Origin of the sequence: Natronococcus sp. JC468, from assembly GCF_012163165.1 — an archaeon.
GTDB lineage: Archaea > Halobacteriota > Halobacteria > Halobacteriales > Natrialbaceae > Natronococcus > Natronococcus jeotgali.
On sequence record NZ_JAAVUO010000020.1, the window covers coordinates 1 to 21,288 of the forward strand.

The 21,288-nt window shown below is 67.3% G+C and carries 23 protein-coding genes; 10 read left to right on the forward strand and 13 right to left on the reverse strand.

Annotated features, from left to right (window positions below):
- Positions 1 to 127: 127 nt before the first annotated feature.
- A complete protein-coding gene (locus GWG54_RS12580) occupies positions 128 to 271 on the reverse strand; it encodes a hypothetical protein (protein WP_008420527.1) in 144 nt (47 codons plus the stop codon).
- A gap of 108 nt (positions 272 to 379) precedes the next feature.
- On the opposite strand from GWG54_RS12580, the gene GWG54_RS12585 reads away from it, so the two are divergent.
- Together GWG54_RS12585 and GWG54_RS12590 are read left to right on the forward strand one after the other, a co-directional pair.
- Positions 380 to 1,363 carry a DUF5787 family protein gene (locus GWG54_RS12585; protein WP_312854287.1) on the forward strand — a complete coding sequence of 328 codons (984 nt, stop codon included), beginning with the start codon at positions 380 to 382 and terminating at the stop codon, positions 1,361 to 1,363.
- 181 nt (positions 1,364 to 1,544) lie between these two features.
- A complete protein-coding gene (locus GWG54_RS12590; protein ID WP_167938106.1) occupies positions 1,545 to 2,816 on the forward strand; it encodes an NRAMP family divalent metal transporter in 1,272 nt (423 codons plus the stop codon).
- A 10-nt stretch (positions 2,817 to 2,826) separates the two neighbouring features.
- Here GWG54_RS12590 and GWG54_RS12595 read toward each other — a convergent pair whose 3' ends face one another.
- The 8 genes from GWG54_RS12595 to GWG54_RS12630 all read right to left on the reverse strand — a co-directional run bounded on the left by GWG54_RS12595 (position 2,827) and on the right by GWG54_RS12630 (position 10,711).
- The gene (locus tag GWG54_RS12595; RefSeq protein WP_167938107.1) at positions 2,827 to 4,029 is read right to left on the reverse strand and encodes a M20 family metallopeptidase; all 1,203 of its coding nucleotides are present in this window, start codon (positions 4,027 to 4,029) and stop codon (positions 2,827 to 2,829) included.
- Between the two features lie 2 nt (positions 4,030 to 4,031).
- The gene (locus tag GWG54_RS12600) at positions 4,032 to 5,477 is read right to left on the reverse strand and encodes an APC family permease (RefSeq protein WP_167938108.1); all 1,446 of its coding nucleotides are present in this window, start codon (positions 5,475 to 5,477) and stop codon (positions 4,032 to 4,034) included.
- 81 nt (positions 5,478 to 5,558) lie between these two features.
- The gene (locus GWG54_RS12605) at positions 5,559 to 6,287 is read right to left on the reverse strand and encodes a helix-turn-helix domain-containing protein (protein WP_209438426.1); all 729 of its coding nucleotides are present in this window, start codon (positions 6,285 to 6,287) and stop codon (positions 5,559 to 5,561) included.
- Positions 6,288 to 6,334: 47 nt separating this feature from the next.
- A complete protein-coding gene (locus GWG54_RS12610; RefSeq protein ID WP_167938109.1) occupies positions 6,335 to 7,159 on the reverse strand; it encodes an MBL fold metallo-hydrolase in 825 nt (274 codons plus the stop codon).
- A 69-nt stretch (positions 7,160 to 7,228) separates the two neighbouring features.
- A complete protein-coding gene (locus GWG54_RS12615; protein ID WP_167938110.1) occupies positions 7,229 to 7,552 on the reverse strand; it encodes a hypothetical protein in 324 nt (107 codons plus the stop codon).
- 463 nt (positions 7,553 to 8,015) lie between these two features.
- Complete coding sequence (locus GWG54_RS12620) at positions 8,016 to 8,435, reverse strand: DUF2237 family protein (protein ID WP_167938111.1); 420 nt, start codon at positions 8,433 to 8,435, stop codon at positions 8,016 to 8,018.
- 56 nt (positions 8,436 to 8,491) lie between these two features.
- Positions 8,492 to 9,280: a PHP domain-containing protein gene (locus GWG54_RS12625; protein ID WP_167938112.1), complete on the reverse strand. Its 789-nt coding sequence runs from the start codon at positions 9,278 to 9,280 to the stop codon at positions 8,492 to 8,494.
- A 48-nt stretch (positions 9,281 to 9,328) separates the two neighbouring features.
- Positions 9,329 to 10,711: an ATP-binding protein gene (locus tag GWG54_RS12630; RefSeq protein WP_167938113.1), complete on the reverse strand. Its 1,383-nt coding sequence runs from the start codon at positions 10,709 to 10,711 to the stop codon at positions 9,329 to 9,331.
- Positions 10,712 to 10,821: 110 nt separating this feature from the next.
- Here GWG54_RS12630 and GWG54_RS12635 point away from each other — a divergent pair, with 110 nt between their 5' ends.
- Both GWG54_RS12635 and GWG54_RS12640 read left to right on the forward strand, forming a co-directional pair.
- Positions 10,822 to 11,190, forward strand: a complete 369-nt coding sequence (locus GWG54_RS12635; protein WP_167938114.1) for a universal stress protein — start codon at positions 10,822 to 10,824, stop codon at positions 11,188 to 11,190.
- A gap of 2 nt (positions 11,191 to 11,192) precedes the next feature.
- Positions 11,193 to 11,756, forward strand: a complete 564-nt coding sequence (locus tag GWG54_RS12640) for a GNAT family N-acetyltransferase (protein WP_167938115.1) — start codon at positions 11,193 to 11,195, stop codon at positions 11,754 to 11,756.
- A 20-nt stretch (positions 11,757 to 11,776) separates the two neighbouring features.
- Here GWG54_RS12640 and GWG54_RS12645 read toward each other — a convergent pair whose 3' ends face one another.
- On the reverse strand, positions 11,777 to 12,235 hold the full coding sequence (locus GWG54_RS12645; RefSeq protein WP_167938116.1) for a universal stress protein: 459 nt from the start codon (positions 12,233 to 12,235) through the stop codon (positions 11,777 to 11,779).
- A gap of 160 nt (positions 12,236 to 12,395) precedes the next feature.
- Between GWG54_RS12645 and GWG54_RS12650 the strand changes: the two genes are divergently transcribed.
- The gene (locus tag GWG54_RS12650; protein ID WP_167938117.1) at positions 12,396 to 12,842 is read left to right on the forward strand and encodes a universal stress protein; all 447 of its coding nucleotides are present in this window, start codon (positions 12,396 to 12,398) and stop codon (positions 12,840 to 12,842) included.
- A 51-nt stretch (positions 12,843 to 12,893) separates the two neighbouring features.
- Positions 12,894 to 14,150 (forward strand): DHH family phosphoesterase, encoded by a 1,257-nt coding sequence (locus GWG54_RS12655; RefSeq protein WP_167938118.1) that lies wholly within the window; start codon positions 12,894 to 12,896, stop codon positions 14,148 to 14,150.
- 42 nt (positions 14,151 to 14,192) lie between these two features.
- On the opposite strand, the gene GWG54_RS12660 is transcribed toward GWG54_RS12655, so the two are convergent.
- From GWG54_RS12660 to GWG54_RS20875, 3 genes are all read right to left on the reverse strand, one after another.
- Positions 14,193 to 14,891: a hypothetical protein gene (locus GWG54_RS12660; protein WP_167938119.1), complete on the reverse strand. Its 699-nt coding sequence runs from the start codon at positions 14,889 to 14,891 to the stop codon at positions 14,193 to 14,195.
- Between the two features lie 50 nt (positions 14,892 to 14,941).
- Positions 14,942 to 15,370, reverse strand: a complete 429-nt coding sequence (locus GWG54_RS12665) for a DUF5807 family protein (RefSeq protein ID WP_008420549.1) — start codon at positions 15,368 to 15,370, stop codon at positions 14,942 to 14,944.
- Between the two features lie 441 nt (positions 15,371 to 15,811).
- Positions 15,812 to 16,195: a hypothetical protein gene (locus GWG54_RS20875; protein WP_245242804.1), complete on the reverse strand. Its 384-nt coding sequence runs from the start codon at positions 16,193 to 16,195 to the stop codon at positions 15,812 to 15,814.
- A 306-nt stretch (positions 16,196 to 16,501) separates the two neighbouring features.
- Here GWG54_RS20875 and GWG54_RS12680 point away from each other — a divergent pair, with 306 nt between their 5' ends.
- The 4 genes from GWG54_RS12680 to GWG54_RS12695 all read left to right on the forward strand — a co-directional run bounded on the left by GWG54_RS12680 (position 16,502) and on the right by GWG54_RS12695 (position 21,277).
- Positions 16,502 to 18,172 carry a type II/IV secretion system ATPase subunit gene (locus GWG54_RS12680; protein ID WP_167938120.1) on the forward strand — a complete coding sequence of 557 codons (1,671 nt, stop codon included), beginning with the start codon at positions 16,502 to 16,504 and terminating at the stop codon, positions 18,170 to 18,172.
- Position 18,173: 1 nt separating this feature from the next.
- Positions 18,174 to 19,940, forward strand: a complete 1,767-nt coding sequence (gene flaJ / locus GWG54_RS12685) for an archaellar assembly protein FlaJ (protein WP_167938121.1) — start codon at positions 18,174 to 18,176, stop codon at positions 19,938 to 19,940.
- A gap of 65 nt (positions 19,941 to 20,005) precedes the next feature.
- Positions 20,006 to 20,431, forward strand: coding sequence for a FlaD/FlaE family flagellar protein (locus GWG54_RS12690; protein WP_167938122.1), 426 nt, complete (start codon positions 20,006 to 20,008; stop codon positions 20,429 to 20,431).
- A gap of 360 nt (positions 20,432 to 20,791) precedes the next feature.
- Entirely contained in the window at positions 20,792 to 21,277 is a 486-nt protein-coding gene (locus GWG54_RS12695; protein ID WP_167938123.1) for a helix-turn-helix transcriptional regulator, read from the forward strand.
- Positions 21,278 to 21,288: the final 11 nt, after the last annotated feature.

Genomic DNA, 21,288 nt, shown 5'->3' on the forward strand with positions numbered 1-21,288 from the left:
ATGTTAATGGTTTCAAACTCAGATGTGCTATTGACTGTGGACGGAGGAGTCAATTGTTGGATTCATCCCCGCGCTAAAGCACGGGGCTTTCTCCTTGCCCTTCTGTAACGAGACTGCGGAGCGACGATCAGAACTCGTAGTGTGCGATCTCCCCGGAGCCGCAGCCGGAACACGCCTCGGCGTCGGCGGTCAGCTCCCGTCCACAGTTTCGGCACTCGTAGCGCGTCGTTTCGCCGCGGCCTCGAACACCCAGTGCATCGAGTACCCCCATACACCGCCCGGCTTCGATCCGGAGGGTGATTAATCCTGTTGTTTGGACTGACACTGTATCGCACCGAACCGACCGATCCGACCCCTTTTCTTTCCGTCGGCCGTCGTTGTGTCCGTGAGCGAGTTCGCGTTCGAACTCGAGCTGTGTGCCGCCCTCGAGGCCCGGAGCGATCGGCTCTACGCCCGCCAGCTCGGCGCGGGCGTCGCCGATCCGGGCGGTCGCGTCCTCGACGTCGTCGGCGTCGAGCCCGGCCCCGCCTTCGCGGACCGAGCGGCGATCACGGCCGAGTCGATCCCGGCGGCGGCGATCGACTCCCGCGTCGGCCCCGGCCGCGCGCGGTACTGGAAGGACGCCTTCGACTGCCACCCGAAGCGGGCCCGGCGAGCGACCGAGCGCGCGCTCGAGGTCGGCTTCTTCGAGCGCGAGCGCCGAAACGGACGGGACTACGTCCGGCAAGTCGCCCGGTATCCCGACTGGTACGGTCGCCTCCTCGGGATCGAGAACAAGCCCGATCTCGGCCGACCGGGTGATCTCGAGAGCCAGCTTCGAACCGACGTCAGCCTCGGCGTCGTCGACGGGGTCGTGCTGGCGACGGAGAGCTACGTAACCGGCGCCCACCGCAATCGGATCCCCGAGGAGGTCGGCATCTGGCGCGTCCACCGCGAGGACGGAGCGGTCCGCGAGATCGACGTGCTCCGGGAGCCGACGCCGCTGGCGGTCGCCGACCCCGGCGTGGAGCCCCTCGAGTCCCACCCCGGCCGAACCGACGTCGCGATCGCCTCGCCCGGGGCGAAGGCCCGCACCCGTCGCCGGATTGCCGAACGGGCCTACGGCAAGGGGTGGCGAACCTACGGGCTGCCCGACTGTGCGCGCTGTCGAGCCGACGACTCGAGCGGCGCGACGCTGCCGTACTGCGAGTGGGCGGATCGGGTCGTCGACGCCGAAAGCGACTGCGGGGCCGGCTGTCCCGGCTACGATCCCGCGCCGGCACCCGACGTCGACCTCGAGGCCGAACGGGATCGGCGGACCGACTGGATCGCCGATCCGGACGGGAAACGGCGAGCGCAATCGGGGTTAGAGCGGTTCAGCTAGACGAGAACCCCCGCGTTCACAAACCCCTCAGTTTCGGGTTTTCGGGCGCTGTTCCCATGGTGGGCTGGAACCTGAAACGCTGGCCCTTTTCCGTCCGGAGTCGCTATATTTGATTGAATTCGCAGTACTATCTCTGTAGGTTGATCGAACCGCCCGCAGATAACGACGGGAAATTTAATTCATGGGTACAACTGAAAGCTTTACGAGGAGAATTGGACAGGAAATATCGGAGGCGGTGAGCGAATACGGGCTGGCGTTCGTCATGGTCGCCAGTTACTTCGGCTCGGGCTCGGTGTACATCGCGAGCCAGGCCGGCCTCATGCACGGGTACACGCTGCTGTGGGCCGTCGTCGGCGCGGTGTTGCTCGGCGTGATGGCCCAGGACATGAGCGCGCGACTCGGCATTCACGGCAAGCCGCTCATGATATTCGTCCGCGAGAAAGTCGGAACGAAACTCGCGACGCTGATCGCCGTCTTCCTCTCGATCGGCTGTGTCGCCTGGACGCTCGGGCTCGTCGCCGCCGTCGGCGCCGGGGTCTCCTTCGTCACCGGCGGGGCCATCGCCTGGCAGCCAGTCGCCGTCGTCGCGACCCTGGTCGCCATCGGCGTCGGCCTGTTGAACTACCAGAAGATCGAACAGCTGATGATCGCGATGATGCTCTCGGTGATGTTGCTGTACCTCGTCGTCGCCGGTCCGAGCAATCCGGACCTCGGCGCCGTCGCGCTCGGGTTCGTCCCCACCTCGGACTCCCTCGGCGCGCTCGCGATCGCGGCCGGTCTGCTCGGCACGACCGCGCTGTGGCCCAACTTCTTCCTCGAGTCGATCCTCGTCGAGGAGAAGGGCTGGACCGACGAGAGCGACGTCTCCGACGCGCGTCGCGATCTGCTCGTCGGCTTTACCGTCGGCGGAATTACCACGGTCGCGATCCTGGTCGTCTCGGCTGCGGTGTTACAGCCGATGGGATTCACCGAGCTCGAATCGTTCATCACGCCCGGCGAGGCCCTCGTGGAGGTGCTGGGCACCTGGGCGATGGTGCTGTTCATCGCCGGCGTCACCGCCGCAGCGTTCAACAGCATCATCCCGATCATGTGGACGCCGGCGTACATCATCCCGCAGGCGATGGACATCGACGTCGATCAGGGCAGTCGCCTGTTCAAGCTCGTCTTCGTCGGACTGACCGCCACGGGATTCGCGTCGCCGATCGTCAGCAGCGTTCTGAACCTGTCGGTCGTCGACATGGTCATCCTCTTCCCGACGTACAACGGGATCTTCGGGCTCCCGCTGGCCGCGCTGTTGCTGTTCTGGGCCGTCAACGACCGCGAGACGATGGGCGAGTACCGCAACACGACCCTGCTGAACGTGGTCAACGCCACGCTCGTGTTGCTGGCGCTCGGACTGGCGCTCTCGTCGGTGCAGGACTTCCTCGGCCTGTTCTTCGGCGGCGGGTTCTAGCCTCGCCCGCTCACCCGAGGTAGTCCGACGCGGCCGTGACGAGGATGCGAGCCACGTCGACGACCTCGTCGGCGTAGACGAACTCGCCGGCCCCGTGGACGTTCTCCCCGTCCGGGCCGAGGATCACCGTCGGCAGCCCCGCGCGGTGGCCGAAGTAGTTGAAATCGCCGACGCTCGAGAAGTAGCCGATCGCGGGGCTCGTTCCAGTGACCGACTCCGCGCCCGCCTCGAGCGAGCGAACCAGCGGATGATCCTCGTCGGTGGTGTACGGACCGTAGTAGACGTCCGACGCGGGCGCCTCGCGGAAGCCGATTTCGACCTCGGAGTCGAGCTCGAGCCCGTCGGCGACGCGCTCGGCGTCCTCGAGGACGTCGTCGGGCCCCTCGCCCGGAACGACGTGGCGGTCGACGAGCAGGCGACACGCATCGGGAACCGACAGCGTCTCGCCCCCACCTTCGATCGACAGCGGGCAGACCGATCCCGCGCCGAGCTTCGGGTGGGTGCCGACGTCCATCTCCGCCAGCGCGGCCGCCAACCGCCCGGCGTCGACGACGGCGTTCGTTCCCTCGTGGGGCTTCGAACCGTGGGCAGCCCGTCCGCGGACGGCGATGTCGTAGAGGAATCGCCCGCGAGCGCCGAGCAGGAGCGCCGGATTCTCGAGGTCGGACTGGGCCAGGACGGGACCGGGCTCGGTGACGATCGCGGCGTCGCAGTCGTCGACCACCCCGTCCCGGAGCAGCTGGTTCGCGCCGAGCCCGTAGGGGCCTTCCTCGTCGACGACCGCCGTAAACAACACGTCGCCCCGCAGGTCGGCGTCGGCCAGCGCCCGGACGGCGACCATCGCCGCCGCGAGCCCGCCTTTCATGTCGCAGGCGCCCTGTCCGTAACACCGACCGTCCTCGAGGCGCCCCGACAGCGGGTCCTCGTCCCAACCGTCGACGATCTCGACCGTGTCGACGTGGGCGTTCAACAGCAGCGTCGGCGCGTCCGGATCGGATCCCTCGAGGCGCGCGAGGACGTTGTTCCCCTCGTAACCGGTGAGTTCCGGCTCCGAGACGGGATGGTACTCGGGCTCGAGGCCCGCCTCGGCGAGCCAGTCGTAGACGAACGCGACGATTTCGTCCTCCTCGAAGTAGGGGCTCTCGATTCGGACCAGCTGCTGCAGCAGTTCGATCGTCGCGTCGGGGTCGATTGCGTCGGGTGTTCCAGTCATGGTTAGTCGTCCGCCGGCTCGCGGCTGTCGGGAACGGTCGACTCGTCGGTGGCCCCGTGACCGCCGCGGATGTTCGGGTCGTACTCGTCGGTGGGGACCCCGGGCAGGGTGTCGAGGATCGAGCCGACGTCGGCGTCGGCCCGTCGGCCGAGGTACCAGTAGAGACCGAAGATCCCGAGTCCGATCGCGAGCCACGGCACGAAGACGGGCAGCGACTCGACGTAGGCCTGGGAGAGCAAGACGAGACAGCCGCCGAGGCCGATCAGCCCCGGGACGAACAGCAGCGCGCCCGGATCGAACGCCGCCTTCGATCGCAGCGTCGGCTTCCGGAGGTAGACGTACATCGCGGTCAGCGACGTCGCGCCGTAGGCGACCAGGTAGCTGAACGTCGAGATCGCGATCACCTGGTCGAGCCCGCTCGTCCAGAAGGTGAGCCCCGTCGAGACCACGAACAGCGTCAGCAGCGACCAGTGGGGCGTCCGCCAGCGGTCGTTGACCGCCGAGAACCGCGCCGGGAACACCTCGTCCCACCCCCAGCAGTAGGGGAGCTTGATGCCCGCGGCCATCACGGCGTGGACGCTCGAGGCGGTCGCGAGCAACCCGCCGAAGCCGACGACGGCGGTCGCGTTCAGCGGCAGGAACGTCTCGGCGGCGGTCGACAGCGGACGCTCGGAGTTCGCGAGGACGGTGTAGTCGCCGACGACGCCGTAGATGACCGCGGCGGTCCACATGTACAGCGCGATCAGGATCAGCGTCCCGCCGACCATCGCCAGCGGGAGGTTCCGGGAGGGATTTTTCACCTCCGCGCCGATCTCGCCGGCGACGGCGATCCCGATGTAGGCGTAAAACAGCGGCACCGTGGCGGCGAGCGCGCCGTCGAACCCGCCCGTGAAGAAGGGCGTGTAGTTCGCCGGCTCGACGGTGAACGAGCCCGGAACCACGAGCACCAGGATCGAGACGAGAAGCAGGACGAAGATCGCGTTCTGCGAGACGCTGTACCGGCGAATGCCGAGCATGTTGACCAGAAACAGCACTGCGATCAGCCCGGCGCCCGCGACGCGCGGATCGACCCCGGCGTAGAACACCTGCAGGTAGTTTCCGAATCCGATGGCCAGCACGGCGACCGCGGCCATGTACCCCAGCCACAGCGACCACGTTGCGACGAACCCGCCCAGACGATTTCTGAACGCCCGCGAGACGTACGAGTACGTCGATCCCGCTGCGGGGAAGATCGTCGCGAGCCAGCTGTAGTTGATCGCGATAGCCATCGCGACCAGTCCCGAGAGCGCGATCAGGAGGATCACGCTCGGCCCGGTCGTCGAACTGGCCGTGCCGATCGTCACGAACAGCCCGGCGCCGAGCGTCCCCGCGACGACGGTCGCGATCGCGGCGAACGGGCCGACGTCGCGCGAGAGGCTCCGTCCGGACTTCGAGTCGTCGCCTGTCATGCCACCGAATGGCACTGAGTTCGACTTATGCCCCCTCCCTAGATACCGCGGGTCGTCGCACCTACCGTGTCGGGGGACGGCTCACTCGGGGGGATCGAGCAGCTTCGCCTCCGCCTTCCGGAGGTGTTCCAGGAACGTCGACTCCGCGACGCCCAGTTCCGCGGCGAGCTCCGCGGCCGTCACCTCGCGGGGCCAGCGGTAGTAGTGGCGCCGGCGCGCGAGCTCGAACACCTCCCGCTGGCGCTCCGAGAGTCGATCAGTCCGGAACATCCCGTCGGCGACGTCGTCGCGAAGCGCCGTCATCGACTCGACGACGACGTCCGCCGACTCCGCCTCGCGGACCTCGTCCAACCGCTCCGCGACCGTCGTTCGGTCCTCGTAGGTCACGACCGTCCAGTGCTCGCGCCCGTCGGCGATGCGGACGGGTTCGTTGGGGATGAAACCCCGCGAGACCAGCGCGTCGTTGATGCTGTTCGCGAGGTCGTACTGGACGATGAGCCCCGTCGTCGCGTTCGCTCGCCCGGGCGTGGCCGCCTCGGTCGCGTGGTGTCGATCCACCGTCCAGACCGCGTTGACGAGCGGGGAGGCGTCGATCGCCGCGAGCAACTCCTCGAGTTCGGCGGTCGACCGGGCGTAGGCCGTGAACCGACCGGTCGCGGTCTCGTCGATTCGGTGGACGCCGTGACCGAGCAATCCCCCGGACTCGGCCGCCGTGACCTCGAGCGTCCAGCACTGGGGGTGCCAGATGTCGAGCTGTAGCCGCGAGCCGACGTCGGCGTCGGAGCGCTCGGTGGTGTCCGGTGACGGCAATATACTCCCGTCGTTGGCGCGCGAGCGGGATAAACCTGCCCCGGCGTTTAGAGGACGTACGTCTCGCCGTCGACCGCCAGGGGTTCCTCGAACGCCTCGTCGGCGGGGTAGTAGTGCGCGAGGTGGACGAGCCGAGTTCGGTCGGCCTCGAGTTCGTCGGCCAGCGCCAGCGCCCCCTCGCGGGTCATGTGTTTCGAGCCGAAGGTGTAGGGGGTTCCGTCGGGCCCCTCGTGGCGACCGCCTGCGGGGTGGGAGTTACACAGGTGAGCCGGGACGATCGCGTCGGCCAGCAGGAGGTCGGGATCCGCGAGGACATTCCGGGAACGGTCGGGAACGGCGTAGTTCGTATCGCCCGTGATCGAGAGCTTCGCACCCGTCTCGGGGTCTTCGATCGCGAGACCGTAACAGACCAGCGGCGGGTGCTCGACGGGAACCAGCGTCACGTCGAGCCCGCAGATCCGGATCGGCTCGAGCGGCGTCGTCGGCCGAACCGAGATCGTGTTCAGGTAGTGGTAGTCGTCGGCGACGGTCTCCGCGACGCTCTTTCCGGTCCGCGGGTCGGTCTCGTCGGCCGCGTACACCTCGAGCGAGTCGAACACCCGGAAGGCGTTGCCCAGGCCGTCGAGGTGGTCGAAGTGGATGTGGGTGACGACGCCGGCGTCGGGCAGCGGCACCTCCTCGCGGAGGAACTGGGCGCGAAAGTCGGGGCTGAAGTCGACTAGCAGCGACTCGTCGGTGCGCTCGTTCTCGACGTGGACCGAGAAGCGAGTGCGCTCGAGGCCGCGCTCCCGTGCGAGCCGGCAGGTCTCGCAGTCACAGCCCACCGTCGGCGTCCCGGTCGTGTCGCCGGTGCCGAGCAGGGTGACGCGCATCCCTACCGGGCCTCCCCGGGCGCGGCGCCGGTACGGTCGCGGCCCGCGCCCGGATCGGGTCTTCGCGGCCTACACATACACCTCCCCTTCGGCGAACGCCCGCTCGACGAACTCGTGGTCCTGGCGCTCCTCGTAGCGCTCGGCCGGAAGCACGTGCACCTCGAGGACGGTGCCGTGCTCGAGGCCGACCTCGCGGGCCAGCGCCTCGAGTTCGCGTTCGGGCTCGAGATCCTCGAGTACCAGTAGCAGCTCCGCCTCGCCGTGGACGCCCCGCTCGTCGCCGCGGACGGCGCTGCCGAACGCGACGAGGTGACGGATCGACTCGCCGTACTCGGCCTGCGCCCGCCGGGCGAACGCGTCGGCGGCGTCCGTCCGATTCGATCCATCGGTCATCTACCGGCCATTCGGAGCCGTCGTATAAAGGGCGTTCCCCGACCCGTCGCCAGTTCGGTCGGTTCCTCGAGTCGTCTCGCTCCCGTCGGAATTCGGGGCTCGTGTCATCTCCGAGTGCGAGTGGAACGTCCGGTGCTGTGTCTGCAGTGCCGATCAACCGCTGCTGGGTGGGACTGAAAGGGGCCAGGGGCTTTCGTGGTACTCTCTACGGAAGCAGGTCTGCTCGCACGAACACAGGGGCTCACCACGCCCTCCCCAGCCGATTTACTCACTCCCTGCGATCGTTCGCTCATCCCTCGCACAGTATCGTCGACTGTCCTCACTGGCGTTCGGACAGTCGACAGCGCACGCCACCGCAACGAAGGGAGGTCAATCTCTAGTGAGACGTAGTCTGCCTAGACGTAACGGGTATCCGGAGCGAAGTTACCCTCGAAAACAGGGAGACAGTAGAACGTGTCGCCGATCAGTTCGCCGAGTCCGAGACCGAATCGGAACCCGACTCCGACGGGTCGTCGTCCCGCGGATCGTACTCGTGTTCGCGGAGCAGATCCGGCTCGACGTCCCGGAGGACGGCCTCGTGGGTCGCCTCGAGTACCACCGGGGGCGCACAGCCCTCCTCCTCGGCCTCGAGCCAGCGTCCCAGACAGAGACACCAGCGGTCGCCGGGCTCGAGCCCGGGAAACTCGAGTTCGGGACGAGGGGTCGTGAGATCGTTGCCACGGGCCTTGCTGAACTGTAAGAACTCCTCGGTGAGGACGGCACAGAGCTCGTGACGGCCCCGGTCACCCTCGACGCGCCGACAGCAGCCGTCCCGCAGGAAGCCGGTGGTCGGGTCGGTGCTACAGGGCTCGAGCTCGGTGCCGAACACGTTCTGGTCGGTCATGTCGAACTCGTCGGACGGCGAGCGGAAAAGCGTGGTGTCGCCGACCTCGAGCCCGATTATCTCGCGTGGGACTCCAGGCTCGGTGGGCTCACTGGCTCGAGGTCCCGCTCGGTGAGGAACTCCTCGAGGAACGCCGTTCGCTCGCCGATCTCGTCCGGAGCGTGGGAGTCGGTGCCGAGGGTCACTGCGACGTCGTACTCCCGCAGCGACTCGAGGAACTCCGGATCGGGGTGGACGAGCGGGTCCTCGCGGGTCGCCCGCCCGGCGTTGATCTCGGGGACCGTCCGGGAGTCGGCGAACGCCCGCGCGACCCGCTCGTAGTGGTCGACCGTCGTCCGTCCCTGTAGCGGGGGTGTGCGCTCGATCAGGTCGAGGTGGGCCGCGACGTCGAACAGCTCCGAGTCGATCAGCGCTACGAGTCGATCGATGTAGTCGTCGACGACGTCGTCCCGTCTGGATTCGGACAGGTCCTCGAAGTTCGAGGCGACCTGGACGTTCTCGTCCTCGACGGCGTGGACGCTACCGATCGTATACTGGAAGTTCGCCTCCTCGAGGAAGGCCGCGATTTCGGGCTCGTCGCGGGGGTCGTAGTCCATCTCGACGGCGTCGTAGACGTCGACCGCGGCTCGTTCGCGGACCTGCTCGATCGCGTCACGTCGGCGCTCGTAGGTGAGATCGAGATTGAACCCGTAGCGGTTGCGGGTGGCGTTCGCCTCCGTTCGCGAACTGATCGTACAGTGGTCGGTCAGCCCGATCCCCTCGAGACACGCCTCCTCGGCGGCTCGGACCATCCCCGGCAGAAAGGAGCCGTCGGAGTAGTTGGTGTGGGCGTGGAAGTCGTACACACCGGTTCGAGGACGCCCGAACAGTTGGCCGTTGCGCTCTCGGTCGGGTCAGTGGTCGTGGTCGTGATCGTGACCGTCGCCGCCGCCGACGTCGCCGCCCGCGACGAGGGCGTCGTGGTCGCCGTCGATCATGTCCATATTCTTCAGGTTGTCCCGCTCCTCGAACTCCTCGACGGCGTTGAGCAGGTCGTCCTGGGTCAGCGCGGTCCGGTCTTCGGTCAACGCCTCGAGGACGGCCTCCCGGAGCACCATCCGGAGGTCGCTGCCGGTCATTCCCTCGGTAACCTCGGCGACGAGTTCGGGATCGAACTCGTCGATGCGCATCTGTCGGGTGATCACCCGCAGGATGTCGGCCCGCATGTCGTAGTCGGGCTTGGGGAAGTTGACGATCTCGTCGAACCGACGCCAGGCCGCGGCGTCTAACTGGTCGGGGTGGTTCGTCGCCCCGATCAGGAGCACGTCGTCCTGGATCAGCGAGATGTTGTCGATGCTCTTGAGCAGGGTATTCACTGCGCGCTTCAGGGCGGCGTGTTCGTCGCTGCGCCGCGTTTTGGCGACGAAGTCGAACTCGTCGATGAAGAGGATACACGGCGAGAGTCGCTTCGCGACCTCGAAGGTCTTGTCGACGTTTTTGGCCGTCTCGCCGAGGTACTGGGAGGTGATCATCGAGAGTTTGACCTCGACGAAGGGGAGATCCATGTCCTGGGCCAGCGCCTGTGCGGTCGAGGTCTTGCCCGTCCCCGGGGGGCCGACGAACAGCAGCTTCCCGATCTCGCGCAGGCCGATCTCCGCGAGGTAGTCGCGGTGTTCGATCGCCTTCGCGATCTTGTCGATCTCGGCCTCCTGGTCGGCGGTCAACACGAGGTCGTCGAGGGTGACGTCGACCTCCTCGGGCGCTCGGACGTCGACGAGATCGAGCATCTCCTCGTCTTCCTCCTCGTCGAAGTACTCCTCGAGCAGGCCGTCGATCCAGACCCGATCGGCCTGGATCGGCCGGTTTCGCTCGCGGGCCTCCTCGTGGGTGGCGTCGACGTCGTGCTCGTCGGCCTCGGCGAAGTGTTTCGCGAGCGTCGGGTTCTCGAGCAGGCGCTCGTCGTCGACCCGTTCGAGGTACCACTGCTCGGCCATCCCCTCCTCGGTGAGACTGATCGTCCCGGAGAACTCGTCGCGGTCGGTAAACATCAGCCCGGAGACCGCCTCCCAGGGGCGGTCGACCCCCGTCGCCTCGCGTGCGGTGCTGTTCGTCGCCGAGAGGGGCCGAGTGATCCCCCCGCGGGTACGGTCGTCCTCGCCGTCGCCGTCGTCGCTCCCGCCCGTCCAGAACACCCGTCGGTACGACGGCGGGAGATCGTTCTCGTCCAGCGTCCTGTCGTCGGAGTAGACGCTCGTCGTGAGCACGAACTCGACGACATCGAGCGCTGCGTCACTCATTCGGTCAACGTATTCTCCACGCGCCCTTAACGTCGTCGTCACGCGGCCGGCGTCCGGGGCGCGAAGCGGGCGGCACAACGGTTTTCGTCCACTAGCTCACACACGTAGCCATGAACGTGTTGCTGGGTCTCGCCGGAAGCGACGAATCGATCACGGCGCTGCGCCGCACCATCGACCGGACGAGCGAGATCGGCGACGATCTCACGGTCGCCGTCCTCGAGAAGGCCGACACGGAGCGCTCCCAGGAGGAGATGTACCGCCAGGCCGAGAAGCTGCTCTCGGAAGCCGACGTCGACGCCGAGCTCGAACGGCTCGAGGGCGATCCGGGCGCCTCGCTGGTCGACTACGCCGAACAGGGCGAGTTCGACCAGCTGGTCATCGGCGGGGGCACGATCAGCCCGATGGGGAAGATCCAGCTCGGATCGCTCACCGAGTTCGTCCTGCTGAACGCTCCGACGACGGTCAAGCTGGTGCGATAACGATGCCCGATCGAGTGTATCCCGACGCGACGTCGGGACCGTTCCCCGCCCCGCCGACGACCGACACCGACCAGTCGGACCGTGAGATCGAGTACCGTGCCGTCGAGGAGTTCGCCGGCGAGGCCCTCGAGGACACCGTCGAGATGTACGTCGAGTTCGATCCGACCGATCGCGCCCAGGGGATCCCGCCGACGGGCGAGGAACGGATCCGCAACTGGCTCGAGGCGATCGCCGAGAGCAGCGTCAACGTCGTCGCCCGCCACGGCGAGGACGTCGTCGGCCACGCCGTGCTCGTCCCCGACGTCGACGATCCCTCCGCGGTCGGCGACGTCGGCGAGATCGAGTGGGAACTGGCGATCTTCGTCCTGCAGGCCTACCAGGAGTCCGGCATCGGCACCCAGCTGCTCAAACACCTGCTGGGCCACGCCGACGAGCTGGGCATCCGGCACGTCTGGCTGACCGTCGAGCGCTGGAACACGCCGGCGATCGCGCTGTACGAACGGGTTGGGTTCGAGCCCACCGGGACGGAGAGCTTCGAGCAGGAGATGGGGATCCTGCTCGAGTAGCCGGCTGCAACCGCGCGGAGCTACACCGAGAGAACGGGCTGGCTCGCGTAGGAAAGGACGTACTCCGCGGCCTTCTCGAGTACTTCCGCCGGTGCGCCGGTCACGGGTTCGCGGGGCAGCACGATGAAATCGGCGTCGACGGCGTCGGCGGTGTCGAGGACGACGTTTCCGGGGTGACGGGTCTTTCGCGTCGTCGAGAACCCGTGGTCGACCGACGTCGACAGCGAAACGTCGGCGTCCGCGGCGATCCGACCGACGTCGTCGAGAAACCCCTGCGTGCTGTCGGCGACCTCGTCCTCCTTGACCGTGCCGGCGTCGAGCCCGCGGACGACGCCCCGCCCGAGCACGAACACCGCGTGCACGGATGCGTCGTACCGGTCGGCGACGGCGACGGCGTACTCGACGGCGGTCGCAGATTCCTCGCTCCCGTCGACCGGCGCGAGAACCGTGTCGACGGTAAACGACTCTCTGGCGTCCATACGCTCGAGTGTGTGTTCCGGCGTCAAAAAGACTCCCCCACCGATCCCGTCGCCGACGGCGACCTCGCCGAGCTCACCCGGGTTCGGTCGCCCCGTCGAACGAGCCCGAGCGCGCCACGCCAACGGGAGCGTTTAAGCCGCGGCGACCGTACGTGGGGGTATGTTCGAGACGGTCGTCATCGCCACGGACGGCTCCGACAGCGTCAACCGCGCGGTCGACGTCGCGCTCGACCTGGCCGAGAAGTTCGACGCCGAGATCCACGTCCTCTCGGTGATCGACGCCAGCGAGGTCGACGCCTCGCCCGAACAGCTCCGCGAGGAGCTGCGCACCGCCCTCGAGACGACCGCCGACGCCGCGCTCGCGTCCGTCGAGGATCGAACCGACGACGACGTGACGACCGCCGTCAGGGAGGGCCGACCCGCCGGGGAGATCTGCGAGTACGCCCGGGCGGTCGACGCCGACGTCGTCGCCACCGGAACCCGCGGTCGCCACGGCGAGAACCGCCTGCTGCTCGGCAGCGTCGCCGAACGCGTCGTCCGCCGCTCGCCGGCGCCCGTGATGACGGTCCGCCAGCTCGAGACGACCGACGAGGCCGCGGCGAGCTGATCGGGGTCGTCGATCGGCGGTTACTTCCCGCCAGCCCGTCCAGTGGTAGGTATGTACGACGAGCTCATCGACAGCGCCGACTTGCCGACCGCTCGCAAGTCGGTGCTTCCCGGAACCGGCTTCTTCCTCCCCGACGACCTCGAGGAGGATCTGGAGGACGAGCAGACCAAGGCGGCCCTCGAGGGCGCCGAGGTCGCGGTCGTCGCCGATCCGGACGCCGACGGGCTGGCCTGCGTCGCCCTGCTTCGGGAGGCCTACGGCGACGTTCGGAACGTTCCCGAGCGCGACGGGACGGCGGACGACGCGGATGCCGAAACGGCCGACGACGCCCACGAGGAGAACCTCGCGCTCGCCGCGGGGGAGGCCGAGGACCCGCTCGAGGAGCCCGAACCCACGCCCCACGAGGTCGCGCTCGTTCCAGCCAGCCCCCACGACGTCGAGGACGCGCTGGCGCGGGTCGCCGAGTACGGCGACGAGGGGATCGACCTGTTCGTCTGTGACCTCTGTCCCGACAAGTACGACTACGTCGAGGACGAGCTCGCGGCGGCGCTCGAGACGGCCGAACGGGTCTCGTGGTACGACCACCACCAGTGGGGCGACGAGGTCGCCGCGGCGGTTCGGGACGCGGGGGTCGACCTCGTCGTCGGGGACTCCGACGAGGAGTGTTCGGCCGACGTCGTCTTCCGCTCGCTCGAGTACGAGTTCTCCCCGATGTACGAGGAGCTGGCGGCCGTGACGCGGGACCACGACCTCTGGCTGCGCGAGGACCCGCGCAGCGACGATCTGGCGGACTACGCCTACTGGACCGATCCCGCCGAGTACGTCGAGGTCGTTCGGGAGTACGGCGTCGACCTGCCCGAGTGGGTCGGGGAGTTTCTGACCGAGCGTCGCGTCGAGAAGGAGGCGCTGATCGAGCAGGCCGTCGGGCGCGCGGAGTTCCGCGAGATCGAGGGCTACACGGTCGGGATCACCTACGGGCGCTGCTCGCAAAACGAGGTCGCCGAGGCGATGCGCGAACGGGGCGCCGACGCCTCGATCGTCGTCAAACCCGCGGGGTCGGCGTCGATCCGGGGGACCGACGAGTTCGAGCGCTGCCACGAGGTCGCGGGACAAGTCAACGGCGGGGGCCACCCGAAGGCCGCGGGCTGCAAACCGGACATCTACGACGACATGCTCGACTACGCGATGCACTGGACCTCGCGGGGCGCGGTCGCCAAGCAGGTGTTGCTGGACGCGTTCCGCGACGTCGCCGAATCGACGGAAGAAACGCCAGAGACGACCGACGACGCGGACGAGGAGTCGGCGTAGGAAGAGCAGATCGCCGTCAGTTCGTACGTCGTCGGTTCGCTGTTACTGCTGTGAGAGGACGTAGGCCCGGACGAGCTGCAGGACGTGGACGAACACCCCGGCGACGGCGACGTAGACGCCGATCGTCTGCAGGCCGACCGAGGCGTTGCGGTTGTCCCGAACCTGCCAGATCTCGTAGCCGAGTCGGAGGATAAAGCCGAGGAAGATCAGCGCGAAGCCGACCAGCAACAGCTCCGAGAGGACGAACGAGCCGACGAGGATCGCGACGATTCCGCCGAGGAACCCGTAGATGGAGAACCGCCCCCAGTGTTCGAACGTGATCGAGCGGGCGTAGACGTACCCCGAGATCAGGGCCAGCAGGACCGCGGTGACGATCGCCGTCGCGCCGAGGATCGTGACCCGCGTCTCCGCGGGCAGGAACGCGATGACGCCGGCGCCGAAGGCCGCGAACGCGACCTGGAGGATCCCCATTCCAACGAACGCCGTGCCCGTACTCCCGTTCTCGACGCCGCGCTCGGCGATCAGATCGCCGATCGTGATCGCCGCACCGTAGACGAGGACGCCGACGATCGGCACGGAGAACACGAGCCGGTTCACCTCCGCTATCGGCGTCGTCGCGAAGGCGTACATCAGCGCGACCGTGATCGCCATCAGGCCGCTCGCGCCGCCGATAACCGCCACCTCGCGGCGCGACAGTCCGAAGCCCCGGTCGGTCTCACGGCGGGTCTCGTAGGAACTCATCGGGCTCGAGTAGTCGGGCCGTCAGCAAAAGGCTGCTCCCCGCTCGGCGCCTACGAGTCCTCGACGTTCCAGCGGTCCGAGTAGGCCGTCCCGCAGGAACACTGCGCGTAGGCGTGGACGACCGCGCCCTCGGCGTAGATCCCGCCCACGTCCTCGTTCTGTTCCTCCGCGAAGGCGAACACGAACTGGGGCTCGTGGTCGCCGTCCGCGTCGGCGTCGGGACACTCTCCGCTGGTGAGGTCGTCGCCGATCTCGCTTTCGCGTTGCATCGCGGTCTTGGCGAAGCTCATCGCGTCGGTGTCGGTCGCGGCCTTGAATGCGTTACGGCCGCTCTCGCCGTCGACGATCATCACGATGCCGTCCTCGACGGGATCGCCGAACTTCTCGAGGCGGTCGTCCGCGACGTAGGAATCCGCCAGGAACAGCGCGACGTCGTCGGGGCGCTCCCCGGCCAGGAACTCCTCGCGTGGATCACTCATACCGCGCTATCGTCGCTCGAGCGGGAAAAAGGACGCGTCATCCCCTCGAGTCGAGGTCGGCGTGTTCGAGCATCAGCCCCAGGGTCTCCTCGGGCGGGCGGTCGTCGTCCAGCCGAGTGGCGTACCAGGCCAACAGCTCCGCGAACACCTCGCGGACGTCGCTCGAGGCCGCGCGGTAGCGCGCGAGTTCGCCGTCGACCTTCAGCGCGATCTCGACCGCGTGGGGCTCGGGGGGCGTCGGCGATGCCCTCGCCGACCGACTGACTCGAGCGATCGGTTCCGCCGCGACCGTCGGGTAGCGCCGTTCCCGACCGCTCGCCGTCGTCCTCCGAGCGCACCAGAAAGCGGTTCTCGCCCAGTTCGTCGACCGAGTCGTGCTCGAGCGAGAGCTCCTCGGGGGCGAGCCCGCCCTCGTCGCGTGGGGAGTCCTCGCTCATACGGTCAGTCGCTCTCGTTCTCGAGGCCGTCGTCGGTCGCGTTGGCGGTCCCGTTCGCGTCGGTCTCGTTGCCGACCGCCTCGACGTCGTCCTCGTAGACCTTGGTGTTCATGATGTTGCTCCAGAGGGTCACCCGATCCATGTCGATCCCCTGCCCGCTCTCGTTGCCGCCCGTTCCGTTGTCCGCGCTGGCGTTCGTCGTTTCGTTTGCGACCGACCCGTCGCTCGCGGTCTCGTTGCCCTCGGCGTCGAACCGCGTGACCCACTCGGTGTCGATCCCCCAGCCCAGCGCCTGGCCGTCGAAGGGGTTCGCGACCTCGCTGTAGAGGAACTCGACCGCCGAGCCCCGCCGGATCAACGCCCGCTTGTACACCTCGTAGATCACCATGATCTCCTCGTCCGAGGCCTCGACGTCCTCGGCCTCGGACTCGTAGGTCAGGTACAGTTCGTCCTCCTCGCGGGCGAGTTCCTCGACCGCGATCCCGTTGTCCTCGAGGAAGTAGTAGAACTCTTCGGGAGAGCCCTCTCGAGGTTCGGACGGTTCCTCCGGCTGAATCTGCCCGGACTGGCCGAGCAGCGACCCGAGACAGCCCGCGGTTCCGACGGTGGCGGTCGCTGCGGCTGTAGCCAGAAGGCGGCGTCTCGAGCGTCACCCCGTTCCCACACCGTGTGACAGCGGGCTGAGAGCTGCACCGTGGCTCGAGGCCGGCTCGAGGACGACCTCGCCGCCCTGGCCGACGACCACCCCCACCTGCGCGAGCACCTCGAGTCCTTCTCCGCCGAGTACGGCGAGTACCCGATCCTGATCGACGAGCCCGATCGGGAGTGGGAGTCGCCCCGACCGAACGTCGTCTACACCCCTCAAGAACCGATCTTCTGTCACGTCCACGGCGATATGGGTATCTCGACGACGTACTACTGCGTCGAACCGGTCCTCGACGACGGCGACGGTGAGCTGTACGGCAGGATCCGTCGGCGGATCCTCGACAAGAGCGTCACGCGGCCGGCGCCGACCGACAGCGAGGAGTTCGAGGAGCACATCGACGCGCTGCTGGACGAGGTCGTCGAGGTCGGCGCCGGGAGGACCGAGGAGTCGACCGGGCTGCTCGACGCCTTCGGGACCAGCACGATCGCGGTCACCGAGGAGCAGTTCTCCCGGCTTCGCTACCAGCTCCAGCGCGACATCGTCGGACTCGGGCCGCTGGAGCCGGTGATGACCGATCCGGCGAACGAGGACATCCACGTCATCGGGCCAGACCAGTGTTATCTGGATCACGGCACCTACGGGATGATTGAGGCGACCGTCGACTTCGGCGCGCCCGCGGAGTTCGAGCAGTGGCTGCGCAACATGGGCGAGCGAATGGACCACCCGGTTAGCGACTCCGATCCGGTGATCGACGCGACCCTGCCCGACGGCTCCCGGATAAATATCATCTACTCCGACGACGTCTCGGTGCAGGGACCGTCGCTGACGATCCGCCAGGGCGAGGAGATCCCGCTGTCGATCCTCCAGATCACGAAGTGGGGAACGCTCAGCCCGGAGCTGGCGGCCTATCTCTGGCTCTGTCTCGAGAACGAGCAGACGGTGTTCGTCGTCGGCGAGACCGCCTCGGGGAAGACGACGACGCTGAACGCAGCGCTCTCGTTTATCCCGCGGGACGCAAAGATCTACACCGCCGAAGACACCGCGGAAGTCGTCCCGCCCCACGACACCTGGCAACAGCTCCTGACCCGGGAGGGGTCGGGCGACGAGAGCGCCGACGTCGACATGTTCGATCTGGTCGCGGCCGCGCTTCGCTCGCGGCCGGACTACATTGTCGTGGGTGAGGTCCGGGGCGCCGAGGGGCAGATGGCGTTCCAGGCCGCTCAGACCGGCCACCCCGTCATGCTGACCTTCCACGCCAGCGACATCGTCTCGATGATCCAGCGCTTTACCGGGAGTCCGATAAACGTCCCGGAGACGTTCATGGACAACTGCGACGTCGCGCTGTTCCAGAACCGGGTCAAGCAGGGCGACGACGTCCTCCGGCGGGTCACCTCGGTTCAGGAGATCGAGGGCTACTCCGACTACGAGGGTGGGGTCGTCACCCGGCAGGCCTTTCGCTGGGATCCCAGGGACGACGTCGTCTCGTTTACGGGCCGGAACAACTCCTACGTCCTCGAGGAACAGATCGCAACGCTGCTGGGCTACCAGGACACCCGCCGGATCTACGACGAACTCGACCGCCGCGCGGAGATCGTCCGCCAGCTGATCGACGCCGACGTACTGGGCTACCACGAGGTCAACCGCGCGATCGCGGACTTCCAGCGCGACGGCCTCCAGGGACTGCCGATCCGGATCAGGGGGCTCGATCAGTTCGCGTAGCATGTCCTCGGAGACCCGCTCGTCGCCGGAGCTGACCGCCCGTTCCGCGCTTCGCGAGCTCGGAACCGCCTACGAGCGAATGGAGATGTCGACCGACCGGTATCTCCTGTTCGTCGTCGGCCCCGCGGTCGGGTTCCTCCTCGCGACGCCCCTGCTCGCGCTACTGGCGGGTCTCCCGTCGCTGCTTGCCGCTCCGCTCGTCCTGATCGGGCTGCTCGCGGTCGTCGTCGCGGTCAGCTACCCGAAGCTGCTCCAGGATCGCAAGCGAAAGCGAATCCGCCAGCGGTTCCACCTCTTTCTGACGCACATCACGGTGTTGTCGATGACGAACGTCAACCGCGTCGAGATCTTTCGCATCCTCGCCGCCGAGGAGGAGTACGACGCCCTGGCCGACGAGATGGGCCACCTCGTCGCGATAGTCGACACCTGGAACATGAGCCTCGACGACGCCTGCCGGATGCGGGCCAAACAGACCGCGAGCCCGCTGCTGTCGGACTTCCTCGAGCGCCTCGCGTACACGGTCGGGGGCGGCCAGCGAATCAGCGAGTTCCTGATCGACGAGCAGGACACGATCATCCAGCAGTTCGTCACCCGCTACGAGGCCGACCTGGCGAAACTCGACGTGATGAAGGAGCTGTACATGTCGATGATACTGTCGGTCGCGTTCGTCCTCGTGTTCACGATCGTGCTGCCGATCCTCGTCGGCGCGAACCCGACGCTGCTGATCGCCGGCACGATCGTCATGTTCCTGATCGTCCAGCTCGGGTTCGTCTACGCGATCCACCTCATCGCCCCCGCCGATCCGGTCTGGTACATCGAGGGCACCGCGGGCGCGGGACCGACGAGCGGGATGCGAACCGCGCTGGCGATCGGCTGCGGACTCAGCCTCGCGCTGGTACTCGCCGTCGCCGTCGCCCTGCTCGGGTTCGTCCCGGTACCGGACGCGGACGTTCCGCTGTCGATCCTGTTCGCGGTTCCGGTGACGCCCCTGTTGTACCCCGGCTGGAAGATGCGCCGCGAGGAACGGAAGGTGAAGACCCGGGACGGAGAGTTCCCGAGCTTCGTGCGGACGCTCGGCGCCGTCGAGAGCGTCAAACAGACCTCGACGAGCAGCGTCCTCTCGAGCCTGCGACACAAGGACTTCGGCGCGCTGACGGAGAACATTCACGCGCTGTACAAGCGCCTCAACATGCGAATCGACGGGATCCGTTCCTGGCGGCTGTTCGCCGCGGAGACCGGGTCGTACCTGATCCAGAAGTTCGGCGACATGTATGTCGTCGGCCGGCAGATGGGGGGCGACCCGAAGCTGCTCGGCCAGATCATCAGCACGAACTACAATCAGGTGCTGAAGGTCCGCGAGCAGCGACAGCAGGCGACGATGACGCTTATCGGCGTGCTGTACGGGATCACCGCGGCCAGCGTCTTCGCCTTCTTCATCGGGCTCGAGGTCGTCGACATCATGATGGATATCACGGCCGAGATGGAACTCGGAAACGCCGCCGACGCCGGCAGCGACGTCGCCGGCGGCCCCGCACCCGGCGACTTCACCGACGGACTGCTCCACACCGAGCAGTACGATATCCGCGCCATCGAGTACCTGTTGACTGGGACGATCCTGCTGAACGCGGCGCTGTCGGCGGCGATCGTTCGGCTTACCGACCGAGGCCACCCCGTCAGCGGACTGGTGCATTTCGTCCTGCTGACCTGGCTCGGCACGGTCGTCGCCGCCGTGACCCAGTACCTCGTCGAGTTCGTCGTCGCGGTCTGAGGATTCATCGTTCGTAACGGAACGAACATTCATGCGAACTTAGGTTCGAAAACCGATAGATACCGATGACAGACTCGACTTCCCACCTCGAGACGCTCGATCGCTCGACCGACCGAACGGACGCGACGATTCGGTGGGTCCGATTTCTCACCGATCGGTTCGGGACCACGGGCGCGCTCAACTGTCTGCGTTACTACGAGGAACTGGGTTGGATCGGTCCGCAGGTCCGCGAACGACTCGTCTCCTACGTCCGGGGGATGTCGCACGACGACGGAGAACGCCGGGCGGCCGACGCGCCGTCGGCGCTCGAGTCCCTCGGCGGAACGGTCTTCGACGCTCACGCGCGAAGCCTCACCTACGTCGCGCGGATCAACGGCGAGAGCCTGGCCGACGAGGCGCTGGTCGGGCGGATGGCGAACCAGCGGATCGAACGCCGATTCGACGGCGCCGAGCGACCGAACGAGCTCGCCGGCCTCGCCGAAGAACCGTAGTGTCGATTCCGCCTGGCGTCCGAACCGATCCCGTCGGGTGTACGTTCACGAAAACGTAGCTGTTCGCACATCCAGAAGTCAGCCTATTTCGTTAGACCGGATTATTTCCCCGAATAACCGTGTTACACGCCAGACCCCGGTTTCGTTTCCCCTAAACATATTAATTCTTGATTGTAAAGTATACTGGTATTTATTATGCTTCGATACTAGGGAATAGTAGTCGGATGGGTTACGCACCGATCGACCGACGCGAACGGAAGCGTCGCCACGGCGACCGCTCCTCGCGGATGACGCCGGCCGGCCGGCGCGCGCGCCGGCGCGGGCGACGCCGGCCCCGCCGCGACACCACCGTGGCTGCAAATGGGGAAACACAATCCCTCCCTCGCCGCCCCGGTCGCCGGCCCCCCCGGGACCCGCGCCGGAAGCGTTCGTCCTCTCGAAGCCGTCGACGCGGAGCCGACCGAACACGAACTCGAGGAACTGCTCGAACGGATACCCGACGCGCTCGCGACCGAGGAGGTCGCGTTCGACGAGTCGCTGGTCAAGGGAAACCTCGAGGAACTGCTGTTGGTTCTCGTCTCCGCTCGCGGGTCGACACACGGGAAGGAGCTGCTCGCGGACCTGAGCGATCTGTTCGACGCGCAGCTCAGCCCGGGAACGGTGTATCCGTGCCTCCACGACCTCGAGGACCGGGACGTCCTCGAGATGCACGCGAAGGTCCGGACCAAGGAGTACGCCGTCGTCGACGATGAGTACGTCCGCGCGACCCTCGAGCGGACGATGCGACAGCACCTGGCGTTCGGACTGTTACTGAAACGGTTTCTCTCCGAGCGACCGGAGTCGTAGCGGTCGGAGCC